Source organism: Acidovorax sp. 22279 (assembly GCF_052045435.1).
Lineage (GTDB): Bacteria > Pseudomonadota > Gammaproteobacteria > Burkholderiales > Burkholderiaceae_C > Acidovorax > Acidovorax delafieldii.
In genome coordinates this window covers 420,695-442,248 of record NZ_JBQEOV010000001.1, presented here as the reverse complement: position 1 = coordinate 442,248, position 21,554 = coordinate 420,695, and the positions used below count along the sequence as shown (strand labels likewise).

Annotated in this window: 14 protein-coding genes; all 14 read right to left on the bottom strand. The window is 62.4% G+C overall.

Annotated elements, in window-relative coordinates; translation table 11 throughout:
* Nucleotides 1-15: 15 nt before the first annotated feature.
* Complete coding sequence (locus ACTJKQ_RS01925; protein ID WP_099731366.1) at nucleotides 16-1,152, bottom strand: GGDEF domain-containing protein; 1,137 nt, start codon at nucleotides 1,150-1,152, stop codon at nucleotides 16-18.
* Between the two features lie 24 nt (nucleotides 1,153-1,176).
* Complete coding sequence (locus ACTJKQ_RS01920; protein ID WP_056059633.1) at nucleotides 1,177-2,658, bottom strand: AMP nucleosidase; 1,482 nt, start codon at nucleotides 2,656-2,658, stop codon at nucleotides 1,177-1,179.
* 76 nt (nucleotides 2,659-2,734) lie between these two features.
* Nucleotides 2,735-4,942 (bottom strand): S41 family peptidase, encoded by a 2,208-nt coding sequence (locus tag ACTJKQ_RS01915; protein ID WP_440595826.1) that lies wholly within the window; start codon nucleotides 4,940-4,942, stop codon nucleotides 2,735-2,737.
* 120 nt (nucleotides 4,943-5,062) lie between these two features.
* Entirely contained in the window at nucleotides 5,063-7,774 is a 2,712-nt protein-coding gene (gene tssH / locus ACTJKQ_RS01910; protein WP_440595825.1) for a type VI secretion system ATPase TssH, read from the bottom strand.
* Nucleotides 7,775-7,830: 56 nt separating this feature from the next.
* Nucleotides 7,831-8,934 (bottom strand): type VI secretion system baseplate subunit TssG, encoded by a 1,104-nt coding sequence (tssG, locus tag ACTJKQ_RS01905; protein ID WP_056059627.1) that lies wholly within the window; start codon nucleotides 8,932-8,934, stop codon nucleotides 7,831-7,833.
* Nucleotides 8,931-10,805: a type VI secretion system baseplate subunit TssF gene (tssF, locus tag ACTJKQ_RS01900; RefSeq protein WP_056059625.1), complete on the bottom strand. Its 1,875-nt coding sequence runs from the start codon at nucleotides 10,803-10,805 to the stop codon at nucleotides 8,931-8,933. Before tssF ends, tssG begins: the two co-directional genes overlap by 4 nt.
* A 16-nt stretch (nucleotides 10,806-10,821) precedes the next feature.
* Complete coding sequence (gene tssE, locus ACTJKQ_RS01895; RefSeq protein WP_056059623.1) at nucleotides 10,822-11,346, bottom strand: type VI secretion system baseplate subunit TssE; 525 nt, start codon at nucleotides 11,344-11,346, stop codon at nucleotides 10,822-10,824.
* A 12-nt stretch (nucleotides 11,347-11,358) separates the two neighbouring features.
* Nucleotides 11,359-12,144, bottom strand: coding sequence for a type VI secretion system accessory protein TagJ (locus ACTJKQ_RS01890; RefSeq protein WP_056059620.1), 786 nt, complete (start codon nucleotides 12,142-12,144; stop codon nucleotides 11,359-11,361).
* A gap of 284 nt (nucleotides 12,145-12,428) precedes the next feature.
* Nucleotides 12,429-13,928: a type VI secretion system contractile sheath large subunit gene (gene tssC, locus ACTJKQ_RS01885; protein ID WP_056059618.1), complete on the bottom strand. Its 1,500-nt coding sequence runs from the start codon at nucleotides 13,926-13,928 to the stop codon at nucleotides 12,429-12,431.
* A 26-nt stretch (nucleotides 13,929-13,954) separates the two neighbouring features.
* Complete coding sequence (tssB, locus tag ACTJKQ_RS01880; RefSeq protein WP_056059615.1) at nucleotides 13,955-14,503, bottom strand: type VI secretion system contractile sheath small subunit; 549 nt, start codon at nucleotides 14,501-14,503, stop codon at nucleotides 13,955-13,957.
* Between the two features lie 306 nt (nucleotides 14,504-14,809).
* Nucleotides 14,810-15,808, bottom strand: coding sequence for a type VI secretion system protein TssA (gene tssA, locus ACTJKQ_RS01875; protein WP_288850672.1), 999 nt, complete (start codon nucleotides 15,806-15,808; stop codon nucleotides 14,810-14,812).
* Nucleotides 15,809-15,844: 36 nt separating this feature from the next.
* Nucleotides 15,845-16,585: a type VI secretion system-associated protein TagF gene (tagF, locus tag ACTJKQ_RS01870; protein ID WP_440595824.1), complete on the bottom strand. Its 741-nt coding sequence runs from the start codon at nucleotides 16,583-16,585 to the stop codon at nucleotides 15,845-15,847.
* Entirely contained in the window at nucleotides 16,567-20,193 is a 3,627-nt protein-coding gene (gene tssM, locus ACTJKQ_RS01865) for a type VI secretion system membrane subunit TssM (RefSeq protein WP_440595823.1), read from the bottom strand. The genes tagF and tssM overlap by 19 nt, the downstream gene beginning before the upstream one ends.
* Nucleotides 20,194-20,207: 14 nt before the next feature.
* Nucleotides 20,208-21,551 carry a DotU family type VI secretion system protein gene (locus ACTJKQ_RS01860; protein WP_440595822.1) on the bottom strand — a complete coding sequence of 448 codons (1,344 nt, stop codon included), beginning with the start codon at nucleotides 21,549-21,551 and terminating at the stop codon, nucleotides 20,208-20,210.
* Nucleotides 21,552-21,554: the final 3 nt, after the last annotated feature.

The following is a 21,554-nucleotide window of genomic DNA, read 5'->3' as shown; positions in this document are numbered from 1 at the left end:
ACAGGACTGCTTGCCTCAGTCCGCCGCGACCAGCCGCCCCCGGCCCGCCGTCTTGGCTGCATAGAGGGCACCGTCGGCACGGGCCATCAGTTCGGCCAAGCCAGCTTCGCCCGGCTGCAGCACGGCCATCCCGGCGCTGTAGTCCAGCGCAAAGCCCAGCTCTGCCACGCTGGCGGCATGCAGACGCCTGCGCAGCCGCCGGTCCAGGGCCAGTCCAGCGGGTGCGCTGTTGTGCAACAGCAGCACGCCAAACTCCTCGCCACCAAGGCGCCCGACCAGGTCGCCGCTGCGGCAGGTGTCGCCCAGCAGGCGGGCAAACAGTTGCAGGGCACGGTCTCCGGCCTCGTGGCCGTGGGTGTCGTTGACCTGCTTGAAGTGGTCCAGGTCCAGCATCATTGCCGTCATGGGCAACTGGTGGCGTGCGGCGTGTGCCAGCAGGCTGCTGCCTTGGGTGGTGAAGCCTCGCCGGTTGAGTACGCCGGTGAGGCCATCGGTCATCGCCAGCGTGCGCAGCTTGTGTTCTGCCTCCGACCGCCACGCCACCAGCAGGGCGACGGTGCCCAGCACCAGGCTCACATTGGTGGCCACAGCAGCTGCCAGGTTGACGGGATGGGGCGTGCGAAAGCTCGGATACTGGTCGGTGAAGGCGCCCAGCATGCCCCGCGCCAGCGTGAAAGCGGCCGACGTCAGCAGGCAGCCCATCAGCAGGCTGCGCCAGCGCAGGTTGGCCTCCACCACGGGCGCCAGGGTGGCGCGCGCAACGATGCACAAAATGGTGGCCATCAAAAAGTTGGCCCAGCCCACGCGCCAGGCGTAGTGCCCAAAACCCAGGGTGTAGCCCAGCGGGGCGGCAATCACCAGCACCAGCAGCACGCGGCGCAAGGGGCGGGGGCCCAGCCATTCCTCCAGTGCCCGGTACAGCATCCACTGCGCGGCCGCGTTGCAGGCAATCGACAGGGTGGAGAGGGCCTGATCCCACAGGGTGGCCGAGGCGATGATGGTCGACCAGGCCACCGCCTGCAGCAGCATGCTGGCCTGCATGTTGCGGGCGGCGCGGCTCACGTCCCGGCCCATGATCAGCGGCAGCGCGGCCGAGATCATGAACAGGTTGGCCGCCATGACCGTCATGAGGGTGAGGAAATCCAGTGGCATGCGCAGCGGCCTCGGGCCAGTCGTTTACTGAAATGCGACCTCGGCAAAGCTGCGCAGCTTGCGGCTGTGCAGGCGGTCCACGCCGCCGTTGCGCAGGATCTCGATGGCGCGCATGCCGATGCGCAGGTGCTGGTCCACCCGCTCGCGGTAGAAGTGGTTGGCCATGCCGGGCAGCTTGATCTCGCCATGCAGAGGCTTGTCGCTCACACACAGCAAGGTGCCATAGGGCACGCGGAAGCGGAAGCCGTTGGCGGCGATGGTGGCGCTTTCCATGTCCAGCGCCACGGCGCGGCTCTGGCTGAAGCGGCGCTGCGGCGTGTTGTCGGGCAGCAGCTCCCAGTTGCGGTTGTCGGTGCTGGCCACGGTGCCGGTGCGCATCACGCGCTTCAGGTCTGCGCCGCTGATCTGCGTGACATCGGCCACCGCCTGTTGCAGCGCCAGCTGGATTTCGGCCAGCGCCGGGATGGGCACCCACAGCGGCAGGTCTTCGTCCAGCACATGGTCCTCGCGCACGTAGGCATGCGCCAGCACGTAGTCACCCAGCTGCTGGCTGTTGCGCAGGCCTGCGCAGTGGCCCAGCATCATCCAGGCATGGGGGCGCAGCACGGCGATGTGGTCGGTGATGGTCTTGGCGTTGGCCGGGCCCACGCCGATGTTGACCATGGTGATGCCGCTCGCGTCCTTGCGAACCAGGTGGTAGGCGGGCATCTGCGGCAGGCGGGGTGGAGCGGCGCCCAGGTCATCGCCTGCCTCGGCGCTCAGACCCACGCGGCGCGTGACCACGTTTCCGGGTTCGATGAAGGCGATGTATTCGCTGTCGGGTTTGGCCATCTCGGCGTGGCCCAGGCGCACGAATTCGTCGATGTAGAACTGGTAATTGGTGAACAGAACAAAGTTCTGGAACCACTCGGGCGCTGTGCCTGTGTAGTGGCGCAGGCGGTGCAGCGAATAGTCCACGCGCGGCGCGGTGAACAGCGACAGCGGCTGCGCCTCGCCGGGCGCGGCCTGCCAGGTGCCGTTGGCGATGCCATCGTCCATGGCGGCCAGGTCGGGCAGGTCGAACACGTCGCGCATCAGCATGCGGCGGGCCTGGGTCAGCGTGCCCTCGATGTGGTCGTGCTCCGCAAATGAGAAATGGATGGGAATCGGGTGGGTGCTGGTGCCCACTTCCAGCTCCACGTTGTGGCTGGCACGCAGCAGGCGGAACTGCTCGGCGTAGTAGTTGGCAAACAGGTCGGGCCGGGTGAGGGTGGTCTCATACCGCCCGGGGCCTTCCACAAAGCCATAGGCCAGCTTGGTGTCGGCCCGCGCCACGGTGGTGGTGTGCACCCGCACAAACGGGTAGAACGCGCGCACCGGGCCCTCGGGCGTCTCGCCCGCCACAAAACGCTGCATGGCGTCTCTCAGGTGGCCGATTTGTTGCTGATAAATGCGCTGCACCTGGGCCAGAGCGTCGGCCGGGTCGGTGTGGCGGGTGGGGGCGATGAAGTCGGGGATGATGGGCATGCGCTATTTTCGCCTGCCTGTGTCACTGAAGCAGGGGTTGCTTGCTTTTTGGGCACATGAGCGCATGACGCTGCTGTTAGCGTGTCTGGGGCCTACCGTCCAGCCACTGCACGGCGGCATCCAGCACAGGGTCGCCACCGGTCATGATGCGTTGGACGAAGCCTTCGTCCGCCGCCAGGCGCAGATCGGGCTCAACGCCTTTGCCAAAGACATAGTGGTCGCCTTTGGCGCCCAGTTCTGCCACCGTGGGCGCGTGAACGATCACGTCTCCGGGCAGCAGCACGCGCGTCGTCATGCCTACAGCGCCCGGCGTGGGCTCCGTCCCGATGACCTGGGCCCGACCGGCTTTTTGCAACCAGGCTGCGAACATCTCGCACGGGCCCGTGCACTCCGGTCCCGTCAGCAGCACCAAGGGGGCGCCGTAGTAAGCGCCGCCTTGTGTGAACAGCGGCAGCTGTGGAGGTATGCCCAGGCTGCCGCGAGTGCGCCACACCTTGGCGGTGGCGTCCACCTGGCGCTGCGCGTAGCCCTGCAGCCTCAGTGGTCGGTCGTAAGAGAAGAAAGACGCTGCGTAGTGGGGAACCAACTGATAGGCACCATGGTTGGCGCCCCGAAGGTCCAGCACCAGGCCGCTGAGCCGTGCCTGGGTGGCGGCTGCAAGGCTGCGTTCCCACTGGTCCAGGTTGCCTCCGCCGTCGGCGAACGAATTCAGCGCGATGTAGCCGTACTGCCGGCCCGATTGACTGCGCAACTGGAACGCTGACAGCGATTCGTTGTTGGGGGCTGATCCTGCCGCCTGAGGCCGTTCCGCCACGCGCTGGCGCAGATCGAAGGTTTGCTCCTTGCCGTCCTGGCGCACCTTCAGCACCATGGCTTCCCGATCGTAGGCCATCAGCTTGAGGGCATCGTGGCGGCGCCCGACTTCAGTGGGGCGGTTGGAGTAGCGTGCGGCGCGGCCCACATAGCGCCCGATGCTTTCGCCATTGACTTCCACAATCTCAGCGCCCGGGCGCAGCCCGGCCAGTTCCGCTGCCGAGCGTGGAGCGACGCTGCCTACCAGGGCCCGGCCATCAGGCAGCCACCACACGCCCTGCATCGGCAGGGGCGTGATGCCGCGCGGCAGCCACTGGCCGGCCAGGCCCACATCGAGTCCTGCCGTGAGACCCTGGGGACCACCTGCACCGCGCAGTTCGACGCGGAACAGGCCGTCCTGCAGGCGTGTGCCAATGTCAGCGTAGATTTGCGCCATGGCTTGCCGCTCCCGCTGGTCACCGGCCTGCCGCACCTTGTCCGCCAGCTCGGCCTGCAGCCGCGCCCAGTCCATGGGCTGCGCGCCGCGGAACGGGTAGCGTTCATGCATCACACTGGTGAATGCCTTGAAAGCGTCGCCGGGCGACAGCCGGGTCAGGTCGATGTCTGCCGTGGACTGCACCCCATATTGAGCCAGCGCGATCTCGCGGCTGCGGTCGAAGCTAAAACCGCGGCTGTCCAGGGTCACGACGGTGTAGCCGCGCGGCAGCCGCACCATGGGGTCGTCGGGCGTGAAGAGGCGGCCGTCCGCACCGAAGCCCGCCGGAAACGCTGCGCCTGACTCCCTGGCCCACACCAGCAACTTGCCACCCACCGCTTCCATTGCCAGGTCGGGCTGCAGTGGCCATTCCATCTGCACTGAACTGGTGGTGAGCATGGCGTGCTGCTCTATCGCATCCAGCGCGCGGCGGCCAGCCCGGCGTGGCAGGCTGGTGTGCACAGACAGTGCAAATATCTTCACGCCAGCTCCTGAAGCTCGTACCCTGCCCGAAGCCAGGTCGAAGAGGGTCCCCGGTGGAGTCTGCGGCAGGTCGATGGACACCGCAGAGCTGTCTGCGCGGGGAGTGGCCAGTAACTGGTCCTGAGGTGTTGTCACATGCGCAGTCTGGCGCTGCACGAAGTACGCGCCCTGGTCGAGCAGCGCCACCAGCGTGCTACCCGCAGCGACGGGGTCGCCCGCGCCGCGTTCGAGGGCGGCAATGATTCGCACCGGGCCGCCTTCGTCGCGCGCCATCACGGCGGGTCCGGAGGGCGGCTGGAACGGAATGCCGTTGCGGCTATCCCAGGCCTGGCGGCCCGCGTCCATCGCCTGCCTGCTCGTCGACATCACCTGTTGTCCGGTGGACATCATCTGCTGACCGGCTGACACAGCGCCTTCGCTGCGACTGATGGCTTCGCCGGCCCTGCCCAGGCCATCGAGCAGACCTGAATGCGCTGGCATCGCGAAGGCTGCGCAGACAACCAAGGCGATCAAGGCGGCAGTCGGTCGCGTGGTGCCTGCTCGGCGGTTTGCGGCGCAGGTGTGGTGGAGCAGGTTGCGGAGCAAGCGTGCGTGGGGCATGGTGGCGGTGCGTCGAAGGGTGTGCTTTTGGGTTTAGCCGTAGCGGATCACGAAGTCGTTGTCGGCGGCGCTCACTTCGATCCGGCTGATGGTCTTTGCGTCCACCGAGGCCTGCAGGAACTCTATGGCCATGCGTGGCAAGAGGTTCTGGGTCAGGATCGCGTCGATCATGCGGGCGCCAGACTCCACTTCGCTGCAGCGCTCTCGGATCAGTTGCACGGCGCTCTCGTCAAAGTGGAATTGCGCGCCGTGGTTGGCCTGGATACGTGTCTGGATGCGGCGCAATTGCAGGCCAATGATCTGCTCGAGCATCGCGTCGGAAATCGGATAGTACGGTACCACCGTGAGGCGGCCAAGCAGCGCAGCCGGGAACTTGTCGAGCAGCGGCTGGCGGACTGCCTTTGCCAGGGCCTCCGGCGACGGAATGAGGTCGGGGTCGTTGCAAAGGCCCGCGATCAGCTCCGAGCCCACATTCGATGTCAGGATGATCACGGTGTTCTTGAAATCGATGTAGCGGCCTTCGCCGTCCTCCATCCAGCCCTTGTCGAACACCTGGAAGAACATCTCATGCACGTCCGCGTGGGCCTTCTCGATCTCATCGAGCAACACCACGCTGTACGGTCTGCGGCGCACCGCTTCCGTCAGCACGCCGCCTTCGCCGTACCCCACGTAGCCCGGTGGGGCGCCCTTGAGCGTGGAGACGGTGTGCGCTTCCTGGAACTCGCTCATGTTGATGGTGATGAGGTTCTGCTCGCCGCCGTACAGCGCCTCGGCCAGGGACAGGGCGGTTTCGGTCTTGCCCACCCCCGAGGGACCTGCCAGCAGGAACACTCCAATGGGTTTGCTGGGGTTGTCCAGCTGCGCGCGCGCTGTCTGTATGCGTCGGGTAATGGCCTCTAGCCCGTGGCGCTGGCCGATCACACGCTTCTCCAGCGTCTGTGCCAGCGTCAGCACCGACTTCACTTCGTCGCGCACCATGCGGCCCACGGGAATGCCTGTCCATTCGGCCACGACGGCGGCCACAACGCCCGCATCCACCACCGGGTGCAACAGGGGATCGTCGCCCTGTAGGGTTCGCAGTTCCTTGCGCATCGCGTCCAGCTCCTCTGGCGAGACGGCTGGTGCGGCTGATGTCATCGCTTCAGCGGAGGCAGCAGCAGCATCGACGCCGGCAGCAGCGTCCGGCGTGCGTGTAAGCCGTGCAGCCAGGAGTGTTGCTTCTGCCTGGACGATACGTTGCGCGAGGTCATTCTCGCGGGCCAGTCGTTCGGTCAGCGTGGCTTTCTCCACCCGCAAGCGCTCCAGCGCTGCGGCCAGCTCGGTCATGCGCCCTGGATCGGCGATGCCCAGGTCGGCCTCGCGCTGCACCACCTCCAGCTCCACCTGGAGCGCATCCTGTTGGCGGATCACGGCCTCCAGGCGTGCTGGGGTTGCCGTCAGGGCCATGGCAACGCGAGAGCATGCGGTGTCCATCAGGCTCACGGCCTTGTCTGGCAACTGGCGTGCGGGAATGTAGCGGTGCGACAGGCTCACCGCCGCCACCACTGCCTCGTCAGCGATCCGAACCTTGTGATGCGCTTCCAGCTTGGCGGCCACGCCGCGCAGCATGTGCACGGCTTTGGGTTCGTCGGGCTCGTGGATGTGTACCAGCTGGAAGCGGCGTGTCAGCGCCGGGTCTTTCTCGATGTACTTCTTGTACTCTGCCCAGGTGGTGGCGCCAATCGTGCGCAGCACGCCACGGGCCAATGCTGGCTTGAGCAGGTTGGCAGCGTCGCCAGTTCCGGCCTGGCCGCCCGCGCCGATCAGGGTGTGCACTTCGTCGATGAACAGCACGATCGGGGTGGTGCTGGCCTGCACTTCGTCCAGCAGCGTGCGAAGCCGGCTCTCGAACTCGCCCTTCATGCTGGCGCCCGCCTGCAGCAGGCCGACGTCCATGGTGCGCAGCTGGACGCCGCGCAGCGGCGGTGGAACGTCGTCCGTGGCAATGCGCAACGCCAGGCCTTCCACCACGGCGGTCTTGCCGACACCGGCTTCTCCCACCAGGATGGGGTTGTTCTGCCGACGGCGCATGAGGATGTCGATCATCTGGCGCACTTCTTCGTCGCGGCCTGTCACCGGATCGAGCTCACCTAGGCGCGCTCGCTCGGTCAGGTCAATGGTGTAGCGTTGCAAGGCGTCCTGCTTGCGCGTACCGAGCGGCGACGTCGCACTGCTGGCCTCGCCCGGAGCTCCCTGGAGACCTGAACCGTCGGCGGCCTGTAGTTGGGCTTCTGGCGACAACGGCAGCAGCTTGGGGAATGCGTCGCTCAGCGAAGGCTCTCCGAGCTTCTCGAACTCCTTGGAAATTGATCGCAGCTCATTGGCCAGCGTCCGAGTGCGCAGCATGCCGGAGAGCCAGTAGGCGCTGCGAATCTGCGACTCGTTGAACATCAGCGTGGCGTAGACCCAGCCTCGCTCGATGGATATCTCGATCTGGTCCGAGAAGTCGGAGATCGACGTGGCTCCCCGTGGTAGCCGGTCCAGACTACGCAGCACGTCGGCAGCAAGTTGCTCTGCATCGATCTCGAAGTGGCGACACAGCCTCATCAGGTCGGAGTCGTTCTCCTGCAGCAACTGGTGCAGCCAGTGGACCAGTTCGACATAGGGGTTGCCCCGCAGCTTGCAGAACACCGTAGCGCCCTCCAGCGATTTGAAAAGCAGCGGGTTGAGTTTTCCGAACAGGGCAAGGCGACTGATCTCAGACATGGTATCGGGGCAGGGCGTTGATGAGAATTTCTGGGAGAGTTAACAACGAGGGTTTGTCATGCGCCCGGAGGCATGGTCGCGCGCGCTCTGACCTGCTGGCTGCGCGAATGCAACCAGCTTTCCGGGTCCAGACGGAAATCATCCGCATCAGAGGCCGCAGGGCCGTCGAGCATCCAACTGGTCCAGCCCAGGCGGGTTCCGCCTCCCAGACGCGTGCCGGGGACTTCCTCACGCTGTAGCACGAGCTCGAAATCCCAGGCGTACTCGATACCCAGGTAGTTCCTCACCCAGTCCACGAGTGCCTGGAAATCTGGATGGCCCGGAAGAAAGCGCTCGTACTGCGCCAGTGTCATGGGGCCAATGCGAAGCCGGAACTTGCTTTGCGCATCCGGAACCCTGGATCCCACCACCGTATCGACCCCCAACTGAGAGTTGCAGGGATGCCGCGAGAGACGGGTTTGCTGCGAGGGTTCGAGCTCCAAGTAATGCAAGCAGTATTCGTTCAGAGCGACGGGCACTCCAAAGTAGCTGGCGATGGCACGCTGCAGGCCCTCCGGATTGCGGGTGATGCGCGTGAGGTGCCCGGCCATGTGAAGCTTGGCGTGGTCGTCCACCGCATCGCGGCGTCGTGCTGATGGTTCACCGATGCCAATGATGCTGGCCAGGTGGCGCCCGAACATCCCGTCACCGGGCCGGTCCAGGGATACTGTGGGCTGGGCATCGGCCCATGCGCGAAAGAACAGCAGCAGCAGCCTGTGGTGGAAGATGTCGGAGAACCGGGCCAGCGTCGGGTCGTCGTATTGGCGCTGTCTCTCGCGGACGTACTCCGTCAGGTGGGTAGGCAGCGGGCCATTGGGACCATACAGGCCGAAGTTCCAGACCATCAACCGCTCCGGCTGGCCTGCAACGGCTGGCAGCACCTCCGCGATGGTGGCCGGGGCGAAGGCGAGAGAAGGGTCCTGTCCCAGGCGGATCGGCTCGGCTTGCGGGCGCGCAGCGCGGCCCAAAACCGGTAGGTCCGGATGGCGAGCCTGCAGCCATCGCAACGCGAAGAACAGATCGAAGGCGTGTGGATCGCTGCGCAGTCGTTGCCACAGGTCGGCGCTGCCATCATGCCGCTGCAACGGGTCTTCCCCGGTTGGAGATGCTGCGCCGGTCATGTATTCGGCCTCTGGCCTGGGCGAGCGTCCCACTTGGCGAGTGGCCCTCGTTGCCGCGAGTGCAAAGACAGTTCTGTGAAGCTGTTGACACCCACATGGCGCGCGAAAAAGCGCTCGAGCACACAGGCTAGCGGCCATGCGCTCACGCCAGCGAACGAAGATTCATCGACCGTGAGTGTGATCCCCACTCCCCGGCCGTATATCAGCTGGCTGTGTTGAGCAAGGCGTCTGGTGATGGGTTGAATACTGACTTCCTTCAGCCCGGCAACTTGGCCGGTGAGGGCATGGTTGCCCAAGGCGAGATAGAGGTTCATCAGTTCGCGAAGCGTGGCTGCGCCTTCCTGCTCCGAGAGGTCGGTCATCGCGAGGTAGTTCAGCGACAGATGCGAGATCAATCTCCAGGTGATCTCGTTCTCTGACACGCTGCCCATGGGTCGCGATGGTCCAGCGACGGTGCGTATGGCGCCGATGGGCGCCGAGTCGAGGGTGATGAAATCCCCCCCGGCTTGATTGATCGGCATCAGCAGAGGCAGATCGCGGTTTGTGCACAGGGTGCGTACCGAAAGCTGCTTGAGATCGTCTGAAAAAGGGGCTGCTCGTTGGTCCACCAGCGACAGGAAAACTTCGCTGCCCAGGTATTGGGTCCGGGGCCCGAAACGAACGGCGTGCTCCGAAAACAGCCGGGGCTCCCTCCGTACAGCGAAGTACGCTTGGTCGTCTGAGCGTATGCCGTGCACGGAGGCATACAAGGGAACGAACTCCCGGTCGTTCACCTGGCCCTCCTGGTGGCCGGTGACGCTGAGCACGTTGTACACCTCGAAGTCGCGTGGGCGGGTGCGTTCCATCACCACGTGGTACTCGTTGACACCGGCCGACACGTGGATGCGGTCCGCCATGCGCTCAAACAGGTTGATCGCGGGTGTGCAGTGCAACAGGAAATTTTGTCTATCCACCACCGGTTCGAGGTCTGGGGCTGCCTTGCGTAGCAGCAGCGTCATGGCCAGACGCCTCCCAGGGATCACCTGTAGCGAACTCGCCAGACCTTGGATGGAGAAAAACCGGAAGCGCGGCGGAAAGGCGAAATACTCATGCAGCAGCCGGTGCCCCTGAAACGCCCGGTGCGAATAAGGCAGCAAGGACTGACTCTGTTCATACCCTTCGGCACGAAGGGCGTGGGCTGAGAGGTATCCGTGCACCCGGGTCGGGTCTTGTGCATCGTGCACCACGATGCCGAGGAGAGATTCGTGCAACAGCTCCTGCAGATGAGACGCCACAGCGTCAGATGCGTGGATGTACATATCCAGCCGATCCATCGGCAGTTGCGCGAAGTCGGTAGCCCCCTGGGTTTCGATTTCCAGGCGCAAATGCCCTGCCGGCTCATGCTGCAATCCGAAGCGGGATAGTGGGAGATCCAGAGGAGGCCCACCCAGAACTGCGCGGGACAGTGCAATAGGCCATAGAGTGACGTCGTGCCCAGTACGAAAATCGCATGGTACTTGGTCATCATGGGTCTTGCGTGAGCGCAGCATGCTGCCAGCGGGCAGGCAATAGCCGTCTGCCACGTTGCCCTCGGTATCGCTGGGAGACATCTGGACGACCACCATGGCGGGGGTGGGGGCCAGATAGTGGGGGCACACCATCTCGAGGATGCGTTGTGAAAGCCGTGGGAACTCGGCGTCCATCTTCATCTGCACCCGCGCGGTCAGGAAGCTGAACCCCTCCAGGAGACGTTCAACGTACGGGTCTGCCACATCCAGGTCTCGCAGCGCGAGCCGGCCGGCCACTTTTGGAAATGCGGCAGCAAACTCGGCCCCCAGCTCACGCAGGTAGGCCAGCTCTCGGTTGTAGTACTCCACCAGACGCGGATTCATCGGTGTGTTCTCAGGGTCAGCTTCTAAGGTCCGACAACACCACTTGACCGGTTTCTAGGTCCAGGCTCGTCTTGAGCAGCAGCTCCAGAGGGTAGGGCATGGACCAGAACTGGCATCGGATTTCGAATTGCAAAGTGTTGTGGTGGTTGAGTGAATCGAACGACGGCAGGAGAGTCACCGTCAGTGAGTCGGGCAGGACCCGGGGCTCAAACGCCAGGATCGCGCGGCTCACATTGGCTTCGACGTCTTTCCAGTCCAGATCGGAAAGCAGCTTGCCCGCCAGGGGATTCATCCCATAGTTCAGGGTGGATCTTTCAGCATGCGCAAGTCCGGAAAAGTCGATGTGTCCCGAAGCATTGCTTGCGTTGAGTAGCCAGCCAAGATCGCGCAGCAACGCGCCGCGCAGGCGCGACTCGGTGACATACACAGCATCGGCCTGCTCCGTCCGTTGGGTGGGCTCATGGTCGGTCAGGCGATCCAGCAGAGCCGGCTGCAGGCGATCCTTTTCGGTTCCAAAACCGCTCAGTCTTCTGGACTGCATGACAGGAATACGTCAATCCAGGAAGGAGATAGTGCGCACATCGAGCAATGCGTGGTCTCCCTGGTCAGAGACCCACATTCGTTGCCCCCGGCCTGCCACATGCTCGTCACCGATCTCTGCCCATTCCGTGCGTCGTGCCAGCCTCAGGCCGTCGTCATCGTGAGCCTGCAGCGGATAGCGCGTGGGTACCAGGCCTTTTAGCGTGCTGTCGTTGACCAGCACCAGCTCTGCGGGTTGCCACACAAGGTCTCGAAGGTCTGCGGGTTTTTCCATGGCGATGCTATGCACCGCTGAGAAGGGAACCCAGTAGTAGCAGCCGTTGGTGTGAAACTCCAGCACTGGCCCCAGCCTCGAGTCGGAATCGCTCAGCCATTCGAACGGTTCGCCATTGAGCTTTCCGGAGCGAGCCGGTGCCATGTCCAAGGCAAGGGATCGCAATTGCAGCGCAGCATTGGGAGTCCCTTCTGACTCTGCTTTGAGGGCGTCCACCATGTAACTCAGCCATGCAGGCGGTTCCCCCAGGATGTAAGGGGTGCGACGCCCCTCAAACACCTCGGTGCGCAGCAATTCGCAGCGCATGGCTTCCCGATAGGCATGTGCCATCGGAATGGCCTTGGGATCCAGCTGCGCACATACCTGCAACTGCGCCAGCGCCTTGTCCCAGTCGCCAAGTACCGCTAGCAACTGGAAATAGAAAGTGCGCAGCGAGGCCTTGGAGGGCTCAGCCCGGATCGCGTCTTTGACGCGATGGAGTTGAAGGTCCAACGGGCTTTGGGAGTCAAAGAGAATGGCAGTCACGTTGAAAGTTGATGTTGATCATTTTGGGTGCCGGCGTGCTAAATCGCCTTGACGGATGATCGATTGCGATGTCGGTCATCCGACGAAGGTGGGGCATGCACTGCGGCCCTTCCGAGTAGCGGTGCGCTTGGACTCAAATTCGTGAAAAGTACCTGCCTGCCTGCCTGCAAACGACGGCAGGTCAATCAGCGGAAGTTGGGTGAGGCGCCAGGTCGCGAAAACAGCGATGGAGTCACGCTAGCTTTTGTTAGCGTGTGCCTTCTTCCTGGCAGGACCGCCGCCGGTCAGTTGCCTGCTTCTTTGACAGAAGGCAGTTTGGACACAAGTCGCAGCGATACCGTCAGCCCTTCGAGCTGGTAGTGAGGGCGCAGGAAGAACTTGGAGGTGTAGTACCCCGGATTGCCTTCCACTTCATTCACCTCAACCTCAGCTGCGGCCAGGGGCTTTCGTGCCTTGGTCTCCTGGGAAGAGTTGGAAGGATCCCCATCGACGTAGTTCATGATCCAGTCGTTGAGCCAGCGCTCCATGTCGCTGCGCTCCTTGAACGAGCCGATCTTGTCGCGCACGATGCACTTGAGGTAGTGCGCGAAGCGGCAGCACGCAAACATGTAAGGCAGCCGTGCCGAGAGGTTGGCGTTCGCCGTAGCGTCGGCGTCGTAGTATTCGGCGGGTTTGTTCAGCGACTGCGCACCAATGAAGGCTGCAACGTCCGAGTTCTTGCGGTGTACCAACGGCATGAAGCCGTTCTTGGCAAGCTCCGCCTCCCGGCGGTCGCTGATTGCGATTTCGGTGGGGCACTTCATGTCCACGCCACCATCGTCTGTGGGAAATGTGTGTGCGGGCAGGTTCTCCACTGCGCCGCCGGATTCCACGCCGCGGATGGATGTACACCAGCCGTAGTATTTGAAAGAGCGGTTGATGTTTACCGCCATGGCATACGCCGAATTCGCCCAGCAGTACTTGCTGTGGTTGCCGCTGGCAGTTTCTTCTTCAAAGTCGAACTCGTCCACCGGATTGGTCTTGGCGCCGTAGGGAAGGCGGGCCAGGAAGCGTGGCATGGCGAGGCCGATGTACTTGGAGTCATCGGACTCGCGCAGGCTGCGCCAAGCGGCGTACTCGGTGTTGGTGAATATCTTGGTCAGGTCGCGAGGGTTGGCCAGTTCCTGCCATGAGTCCATCTGCATCAGCGCGGGAGATGCGCCGGAGATAAAGGGGCAGTGGGCTGCTGCCGCCACCTTGGCCATTTCCCCCAGCAGTTCGACATCCGGCGGGCTGTGGTCGAAGTGGTAGTCGCCCACCAGACATCCAAAGGGCTCTCCGCCGAACTGGCCGTACTCCTCCTCGTAAACCTTCTTGAAGATGGGGCTCTGATCCCAGCCCACGCCCTTGTAGCGTCGCATGTTGCGATGAAGCTCCTTTTTGGAGATGTTCATCACGCGGATCTTGAGCATCTCGTCCACCTCGGTGTTGGTCACCAGATGCTGTAGGCCGCGCCAGGCGCCTTCAAGCTTCTGGAACTCCGCATGGTGAATCACGAGGTTGACTTGTTCGGACAACTTTCGGTCGATCTCTGCAATGATGGCTTGCACGGTCTGGTACGCATCGTTGGAGATGGTGGCTACCGATGCGAGCGCCTGCTGTGCAAGCGTCTGTACGGCAGCTTCTACTGCGTCGCGTGCTTGGTCGGTTTTGGGCTTGAATTCTTTGTTCAGCAAGGCCGCAAAGTCGTGGCCTTCTAGCGACTGGGCGGTGGTTGATTCTGTGGTGGCTACTACTGCACTCATGGGTGATCTCCGTTGGCAGGGATGTCTCAGGCGGCGTCGTTTTGAGCTGGCGTCTCAGCGGCTTCTGCGGCGGGCTTGGCACTCGCAGCCAGTGACTTGAGCAGTGCAGGGTCCTGGAGTACCTTGCGGATCAGCTCTTCTGCTCCCTGCTTACCGTCCATGTACGAAAGCAGGTTATGGAGTTGGGTGCGAGCCTCCAGCAGTGTGTTGAGTGGGCCGATGTTGCGGGCCACCGCGGCAGGCGAGAAGTCATCCATGCTTTCAAACGTCAGATCCACGCTCAAATAGCCTTCACCAGTGAGTGTGTTGGGCACCAGGAAGGAAGCGCGAGGCTTGATGGATTTCATGCGGGCATCGAAGTTGTCGATGTCGATATCCAGGAATTTGCGATCGGCGATTTCCGGTAAGTTTTCAAGCGGCTTTCCGGACAGGTCGGCCATCACGCCCATGACAAAGGGAATGTGCACCTTTTTCTCCGACCCATAGATTTCCACGTCGTACTCAATTTGCACGCGTGGCGCCCGGTTTCGTGCGATGAACTTCTGCCCGCTTTTTCCCACTTTGGTGATTGACATGTTTACCTCTCTCTCAAGTTGTCTGGTTCGATCAACCTTTGGCCGAGACCTCGTGGTTGCCGGTTCAAATGCTTACAAAGTTGTGTGAATTCGCTACGGTTTGTCGTGGCTGAAACGAGTCGTTCCTGGACGGTCTTTTTGTCGCACACAGCCCTTGGGGTGACCATGACGCGCATGCTTCGAAGAATCTCCACTGGGAGGTGGGAAAGTCCACAATTTCGTGGAGCCTGTATGCGTTGAACGGGGCTACTGTTTCTGTATTTCAGTATCCGATCTGCCTGCGTAGCGACTGTTACAGTTCGTAGTTCAAGAGGTCTGTTCAGGCTGGACTCCTGTGATTAACTCGATCTGCTGAAGGCTTTGTGGTGCGAGCTCGCGAAGGAGGTCGATGAAGCTCATGCCCATCAGTTTTGCGGATCGGCGAATCAGGAGCGAGGCGGGGTTGGTGGGCTCGGTGGATTCGAGGAACTCGGCGATCTTGACCAACTGTCTGATCGCATCCTCCCGGGTCTTGATCTCCTGGCCGACGGCTGGCACGGCGGTGACAACTACATCTGGTCCGTCGCCTAGTCCTTTGGAAACGGCAACGGCTTGTTCTGACTTGGGCAGAAGGCTGTGGAGCAGCGCTACCAATGATTGAATGTTGCCCATGTCGGGCCGCTGGTGGTGGGGCAGCTTGTCGTCGCACAACCGCACTAGCTGTTCTAGCGCCTCTTTCGCTCGGGGGACCGCGACAAGCAGGGCGTGCCCTTGTTCCACGGCGTTAGCCATGCCCAGCCGCAGTTGGTCCATGGTGAGCTGTGCATTGGATTCCGCACGCTGTCCGCGCGCCAGCACTTCTGCGTCGCGTACTGTGAAGTGACCAAAATTGGAGGCGAGGAACTCCGTTTGCCTCAACTCGCGCAGCAGCCCGGTCACGTCGTTGAGCATGGCAACGGCGTTCATGCGCATGAAATAGTCGCCGTCTTCAGGCAGCGGGTGAATGTCGCCCCAGTACTTTGCCAGGAGGGCTCCCATTAACTCCAATCCGCGGGCCAGACCGATGAGCCCTTCGGTGTTTGTCCAGGATCTGCACAGCAGTCCGGCGATTCGCATGTCCTTGCTCTGCACCAGCAGTTGCAAGGCATTGCTTTCCACAGATTGCCAGTCGGGATCTTCGGCGGGAATGATGGTGTCGCCGTACTGCTGCTCGACCTTTCCGCGGGCCAATTGCTCCAATGCCAGAAATTCCGCCGCATAGGTCATCTCGGGGCCGCACGGAGGCGCGGAGGGAGCTTCGTTCAGGAGTTCGTCGAGGTTTGTCATGGTGAAGGGGCCTTGATCCAGGGAAGGCGGGTTCCGTCAATGTTTGGAGAACAATTGAGCGAAGAGCCAGCGGTCGGCCTTGCCGTGATGCACCAGTTCCTGGGATTCCAGGCGATGGGTGGGAGATATCCACCACAGGCTTTGCTCGCCAAAGAGAGCCGTGTGCGCTCTCCATTCGCCTGCAGGCAGCGTGATGTTTTCAGCGAGATCGCTTGCTGTTGCTTGGTGAGCTTGCGAAGCCTCGTGGAGGTCCAACAGGATGTCTTGGATGAGAGATGGCTCGCGCTCGCTGGGCAGTGTGGTGCCGAAGGGGTTGGGCAACAGGCTGACACGTCGATCCAAGTCATCCACAGAAAGCGCGCGGCGTCGTGCCTCCACAATGGCAGAGCGCGCTCCCGCGAGGAATGCCTTGACCTGCACGTCGTCTGCAAATGGGCAACCCGCATGCGGCGCCGTTGCCATCACGGTGAGTGGGTAATAGCGCCCGACACGGTCCACGCTGGGCGCGAGTGCGCCAATTACCGGTGAGCCCTGTGTGCTCAAAGAGGCAATGAAGAACCACAACGGGGCGTTCACGAAGGTATCCGACCAGCCTGCGCCGTCTGCCCGGCGCAGTTGTTCCATCCCCTCTCGCATCCACGCATCCCACTCGCTACTGAGGGCATGCGGCATACGCCTGCCCACGAAGTCACCCAGGCTTGGCAATTTGCCGTACCAGGCGACAGAAGAAGGCGCCAGCATGCTGCGGAGGTCGTTGCTCAAAGGTTGCTTGGGCATTCGAACTCTTCCATCGCCTTGAGGCGGAATGGATTGAACACACTGCTGGTAGTGACTTCAAACCGTACCCGGCGCCCATCTACGTTGAAGATCGCGGAGAACTTCTCCGGCGCATTGCCCGGAAGGAGCTGTGCGCGGTCAAATAGCCGATGTAGCGCCCATGGACCTTCCGTGACCAATCCCGAGTTTTCACCGTTGGTGCTCGTGATCTGCAGCCTTACCTGGCCTGTGCCCCGCGTGCCTGGCCAATTCATGGATTTAGGGATCTGCGGCCCGTGCTGGTAGCGAAGCACGTCTCCATCCACGTCCAAGACCATCTGCGAAATGGCCGCGTCCATCTCGATGGGCTTGATGTCCAGACGGATACCGGGTGCCTTGCCTCCTGCCCGAAAGTAGACATCGCGGATGGTGGCCGCTTTCTGGAAGGATGCCAGCGACGCAGATCCTCCGACCGGCGTTCCGTCCACACCCTGCTTGAAGGTCCAGGTGGAAGCGGATATGTCGACCATGGGCTGTAGCGTGCTGCGGAAAAATTCGTCCATGACGCCACCCATGGCGAACAGTTTGGCGAAATCATCAGCGGTGACGTCGCGTCCTGCGCTGCGTGTGAAGGGGTATCTGCCCAGCACGGCGCGGCGGCAGAAGTCCCCGATGGTCGCGTTCAGATTACCGCCAATGGTGCTGCGTACGTCCCGTCCGACCAGGGTGGATGTCGCTTCAGCCAGATCGGTGTACATCAGGTTGAGAGGCGGAGGGAGGCGCTTGGCTTCTGCACGCACCCTTTCAAGGGTCGACGACAGCGTCGGCGGGATGGTGCCACCCGATTTCACCTGCTGTCGCGCCGATGCGATCACGGCAGATGCCTCGTTGAGTACCTGCAGGCTCTGTGTCAGTGGCGAAGGGCCCGACCCGTTGCTGGTCGCGAGCCGGCGGTATTCGCGGAAGCGGAAGTCCACGATGTCGGCTTCGAGCGTTCCACTGGGCGTAAGGCCTCCCACGTTGACCTGCTTACCGGTTAGCCTGCTCAGCTGCCGCTGTTCCTCGCGAATGCGGTTCAGCTTATCTCCCAGCCAGCTGCTGGTGCTGGCGCCGCTGCTATCGGCATCTGCATCGGGGCGGCGTGCAAGCGTCGTCTCCTTGGCGACGGCGCGGATGAACTGTTCCAGGCTCGAATTGGCAGATGAATACAGGCGAGCCTGCTCCCCTGCCTGGTCCAGTGATCCGATGCGGGTGGGGCGTACGTCGGCCAGATAGTCCTCCCATAGCTTGGCGTACTCCATCAGGTACAGGCGTTTCACCTCGTTGGCGACCTGACCGGTCAATACCTCCTGAGCGGTGCTGCGCTTGCCGTCCGCCTGCCCCAGCACCCAGCCTTCTTCCTTGGACAGCAGCGTTGTGACCTTGGGCAGCTCGTGCAGGAACACACCGTGGTATCCGTCATAGGTGAACAGTCCGGATATTCCCTGCGTCAGGGGCCGGCCGCTGCGGCGGCTGAACACCTGGGGTGCTTCGGGGCCGCTGGCCCGCACGACGCTGAAGTCCGCTGGCAGGCTATTGCCCGTGATCAGCAGTTGCTTCAAGCGGCTATATGCCCGCTGCGCTGGGGACATCTGTGCCAGGCGTTGGCGTACCTCCGCCACCAGTGCGGTGTCGACCGGGGTTGACGATATCACCACGCGTTCGTCCATGAGCCGGTCCAGATGGTGAGATAGGCGATCGCCCACGCCCGCCTGCAGCAGTTGCGGCGTCAGGCTGGCGTCCCATTCGTGCCGGACCCATGCCTTCACCGTTCGGGCGTCGAAGCGATCGGCGTCATGGATCATCAGATATGCCTTCAGCGCTTCGTAGCTGGCCTCGGGGTTGCTTGTCGAGGTTTGCTGCAACGAGCGGCGCAACTGCCGCACGATACCGGGCAGCCACGCATCTTCCAGAAGGCGCAGGTAGGTGGTGTCTGCTGCTGTCTCTACTTTCGGGACCTGCAGCAGGCCCCAACGCCAACTCAGCGGTGGCGAGCCTGTGTAGCGCTCACTGACGGCGAGGGATTCCGCATGGTCTAGCATCGGCAATAGCGCCACCAGATTTTCCGGGTCGCCCGTTTTGGCCTCTTCGACCGCTTGTCGCAAGGTGCCCACACTGGTCTTTACTTCCTCCAGGTACCCCAGGTTGTTCTGGTGACTGATGCCCCAGGCCAGCGCAGCACCACTCAGTGCCAGAGCCAAGCCGATGAGACCGCCAGCCTGCAGCAGTCGGAGCTGCCGCTCTTTCTTGGCGTTGCGGCCTGTCAACCCCGCTTCGTTGAACATCACACTCTTGAAGAGGGTTTCGATGAAAAAACTCTTGCCTTGCTGCCCTGCTCCAGGCTTCAGCGGGGTGGCGATGGCGAACCGCCGCTTGAGTGCCGACAGCACACGGTCAAAGGGCATGCCCTCTTGCGTACCGCTGGTGAAATACACGCCACGGAACAGGGGCTTCTCTTTGAAGCGCGAGGATGAAAAAGCCTCCTGCAACGTTTGGTGCACCAGTTCGCGCAGGCCCACAAACTGCTGGGGCAGCCCGTAGATCAGTCCACGCCGGGCAAGATCCGGGTCCGCCAGCAGGCGATGGGGCAACAGGCGATTGATTTGTGCCACCAGCGCGTCGAACTCTGCAGTGAACTGGGCCGTAGGGTCATCGTTGGACGGCACATTCTCTCGGTATTGCTGGGTGAAGCCCCACACCTGGGCGCGCTCGTCGCGCGTCATCTGGCCGAAAAATTCGTTGAAGCCCGCCAGCAGGTCGGCCTTGGTGATCAGTACGTACACCGGGAACTTGATTGCCAGTTCATCGCACAACTCCCCGAGCCGCGCACCGATGGTCTTGGCGAGGCGCGCGCGCTCCGCTTCGGTACTGCTCAAGAGCTCTTGTACGCTGAGCGTCACGATGACGCCATTGATGGGCTGCCGACCGCGAAAGCGCTTCAGAAGCTGTAGAAAGCCCGACCAGGCGGCTTTGTCTTGCACGACATCGCTGTCGTGCGTCGTGTACCGGCCGGCGGTATCCAGCAGCACGGCCTGGTCTGTGAACCACCAGTCGCAGTTGCGTGTGCCGCCCACGCCTCGGATTGAGCCCCTGCCGAACTGTTCGGCCAGTGGAAAGTCGAGCCCCGAGTTGGCCAGTGCCGTGGTCTTGCCCGATCCTGGAGAGCCGATGATCAGGTACCAGGGCAGCTGGTACACGTAGCGCTTGGTGAAGCGGCCTAACAGGCCGCTTTCGGTAGTGCCAAAGCGAGTCTTGGAAAGAACCTCTACGGCCTCCTTGAAGCGCCCCTCCAGTTCAGTCACCTCCTCTTGACCAGGTGCAAGTTCTTGGGGGGTATCACGGCCAGCAGTGATCCGTGCGATCTGCCCCATGAGCTTGTCGTTCATGCGTTTGGCACGCCACCAGTGAAAGAGTAGCTTGATCACCCAGATGGTGAATAGCGCGGCGATGAGGGCCCAGCGCACGTTTTCGCTTTCCAGTGGCTGATACGGCTTGATGTAAACCAAAGGGCCGATGAACCAGATCACCAGACTCAGCAATACCAGACCGATGAAGGCCAGAGTAAAACGATTGAACAGCAACGCTGCCATATGTCTCAGCATGCTCATTTCTTGATGCTTTCAGTCCGCGGGGCATTACCGCTGAGCTGCAATTCCTTGTCACGTACCTGCGGTGCGACCAGCAGAACGATTTCTACGCGTCGGTTTCTCGCCTTGCCTTCGCTTGTGGTGTTGGGCGCCACAGGATCCGCTTCTCCGCGGCCTTCAGCCTGCACGCGCTGACTGTCCCGAACCGTGCTCAGCAGCATGTCAGAGACGGACCGAGCTCGGTCTTGGGAGAGGTGCCAGTTGGATGGGTACCTGGCCGTGCGAATGGGCGAGTTGTCGGTGTAGCCGTTCACGACCACCTTGCCGGGCACTTCGTTCAAGGCGGTGGCAATGCGCTGAACCACCTGCACATAGCGAGGTTTGACCACGTTGGAGCCCAGTTCGAACAAGCCGTCGCCGCGCAGGATGATGGTGCTGCGGTCCGCCTGGTCAATGACCTCGACCAGACCTTCGCGGATTTCAGGTTCGAGGAATTGACGCAGCCTGGGCTTGTCCACGCTCGCCATGGCCGCGATGGCTCTGGGGAATCGGATAGCGTTGATGGAGGTGAACAGCGCGTCAGACTGGGCTGCGAGTCGGTAGCTGAACCAGAGGAAGAGGGCGAATGCGAGTAGCAGCGCGAGTGCTGTAGATACCCACAGCGGCACCATGGTCCACGGAGGCGCCGCCTTGCGTTCCTCGCCTTTCCAGTGAAGTGATAGTGCGCCGCTGCGATCGCCACGTGTACTCTCGATCAGAGCCAACAGCCGCGCCTTGAGCGTTTCCAGCTGGCTTCGCCCGTTCTCGATCACGCGATAACGTCCTTCAAAACCGAGCATGAGACAGAAGTACATCAGCTCGATCAGGTCGATGTGTTGGTGGGGTGTCTGAACCAGCTTGGCCAGCAGCTGGAAGAACTTCTCGCCCCCCCAGGTTTCGTTGTGCAACGCAACCAGAAGGCTGAACTTGGGCCAAACGCCAGATCCGCCCCAAGGCGTTTGCGCCGCAGCCTCGTCCACCACGGTGCACAGGCAGTACCTTGCCCCGATAACAGTCTCGATCGGAACGCCTGCGACGCCCGCGCTGCGCTCGAATTCGCGGATGTTCGCAAGTAGCAGGCGCTGGAAGCCTTCTGGGTCCGCGTTGGAGGCCATTGCCCGGATCTGCGGCACAAGATTTAGCAGTACGTTCGCGGATGCCACCAGTGGATTGCCACCGCTGACCACATCGGGCAGGTTGGTGCATGACATGTTCTGGGCGCCTGCTCCAGGTATGGATATTTCAGGCGTTCCGAGTGCGCCATGCTCGGTATGGTCACTGGCGCTGAACGCGAAAACGTTGTCCGTGATTGGGATCGACATGGG